Source organism: Metasolibacillus meyeri, from assembly GCF_003049505.1.
Taxonomy (GTDB): Bacteria; Bacillota; Bacilli; order Bacillales_A; family Planococcaceae; genus Metasolibacillus; species Metasolibacillus meyeri.
In genome coordinates, this window is the sequence record NZ_PYWN01000199.1 from 1 (window position 1) to 1,805 (window position 1,805).

Genomic DNA, 1,805 nt, shown 5'->3' on the forward strand with positions numbered 1-1,805 from the left:
ATTCCGCATTAGCTTCAAACAATCTCCATGCCATAATTCTTCAATCATTCAATCACCTCACTTGTTACTCCGCAATTTGGTTCAAATACTTAATTATCAATTTCTTTCCAACCATTTTTTATTAATAATTCCTGTATAGGCGAGAAGTCAGGAATCACAGCCGTGACCTCTACGCCCTCCACAGTTGTGAGGAATGTTCTTGTATTTAATTTTTCTTTTGGCTTTTTACGCTTATTACCAATATTACAAATTGGAATACCATGTTTATTGAGCATTAGAACACCCCATTTTTTAGGTAATACCTCGCTTGATATAAAAACCTGTGTAAAATAACATGTCCCATCATGTCCTTTTCGACTGGACGAATTTCGAAATTATATTTCGCTTGCAGGCTATCTAATCGCCCTCGCAAAGCTTTTGGGTCGTATCGACTACGATAATTCCCTTGTGCTAAATTACGGTCGAAATGTGGGTCCTCCACAAAGATAACGAATTTACTACCTTGTGAGCGAATCAATTCGTTAATAAAAGCTTGTTGAGTGTCTTTTTGTAAGTTTCCGCATATTTCGTCAACGGAATTTTTACGCTCGACATAAGAATTGAAATATAAATCACGTGAGATACCTAGTTTTTGTGTATCGTCATTGGACGGAATCATAAAGCTGTAATCACCTGTATCGAGCTTTTGTAATTTCATCGGAATATCTTTTTGCTTGAAATATTCGATGATGTGCATACTGCTTTTTTCGCGCGTGTCCATGATGATGGTTAAATGTTTTAAAAGTGCATCGATTTCTTTATCCGAAAATTTATAGTGAATCAATTTGAATATGAACCTCCTAACATATCACTTTTACCTATTTAGCGCTTTCTGTAAGGCGTTTTAATATCAAAGCAGTATTATTTATCATCTTCAATCTAAAACGCCTAAAAACACGCTTAAATCACTTATTTTGACGTGCATGTAAAATAGCACGGTCATAGATTTGTTTTTTGAGCTGTTCCGTTTCATCATTTTCATATTTTCGCCAATCCTCGTATAGCTCTTTCCAGCCGTTGAGCGCTAATTTAGCTTGATAGTCCATAAATAGATTTAAAGCTACTTCATCGCCGTTTAAGAAATTGCTAATAGATTCATTGCGTTGCCAGCCTGCTAATGCCACAATCATTTTCCATGCTGTCGTGTCCGTTGCATTCATGCCCTCCACAGATTTGAGGTAGGCATCTATTTCAGCAAAAATCGGTTCAGCAGCCTTTAAAACTTCCGGCGGTATTTTTTGATGATTTTTTAATTCGAGTTGACCGTCCCTATTATCACGTTCAATTATTCCACCATTGCGCCATATCAATGATAAAATCATTAGTACGGACATTTTTTCAAATAAACTCCTTTAAACGAAAGTGTATTACCCGTACCTCTACTTTTAGATATTCCATACTTTTCTATATTGTTATAAAACTTTCTTACACCTAAAGGCTCAATCTTTTTTATTTCACAATATTTTAAATACCTTTCGTAAACTTCTTTTGCAGGCATTTTTATAAAATCTTGTGTCATTGTTAAATTTTCACGAACAAATTCATCAATCATTTTTTCGGCTCCTTTAAGTTATTAATATTTTAAAAAAAGTCTACTAGCTAACTAAAAACGGGCTAAAACAACCCTAAAGTTACTTAAATAACTTGTTTAAAATGCAGTGATACCAATGGTTTAGAGTGTTATTCATCCTCTAAAGTTAATTTCGTTATCAAGAAAATCGGTTAACGCTCTATATAACCCTTATATCTGTCTCTTATACACATCT

Annotated in this window: 4 protein-coding genes; all 4 read right to left on the minus strand. The window is 34.3% G+C overall.

Annotated features, from left to right (window positions below):
• Positions 1 to 89: 89 nt before the first annotated feature.
• Entirely contained in the window at positions 90 to 275 is a 186-nt protein-coding gene (locus tag C9J34_RS20620; RefSeq protein WP_107842047.1) for a hypothetical protein, read from the minus strand.
• Positions 275 to 823: an ERCC4 domain-containing protein gene (locus C9J34_RS20625; protein WP_107842048.1), complete on the minus strand. Its 549-nt coding sequence runs from the start codon at positions 821 to 823 to the stop codon at positions 275 to 277. Before C9J34_RS20625 ends, C9J34_RS20620 begins: the two co-directional genes overlap by 1 nt.
• A 121-nt stretch (positions 824 to 944) precedes the next feature.
• Positions 945 to 1,373, minus strand: a complete 429-nt coding sequence (locus C9J34_RS20630; protein ID WP_153062663.1) for a hypothetical protein — start codon at positions 1,371 to 1,373, stop codon at positions 945 to 947.
• A complete protein-coding gene (locus C9J34_RS20635) occupies positions 1,361 to 1,591 on the minus strand; it encodes a primase-like DNA-binding domain-containing protein (protein ID WP_107842050.1) in 231 nt (76 codons plus the stop codon). Before C9J34_RS20635 ends, C9J34_RS20630 begins: the two co-directional genes overlap by 13 nt.
• Positions 1,592 to 1,805 lie beyond the last annotated feature (214 nt).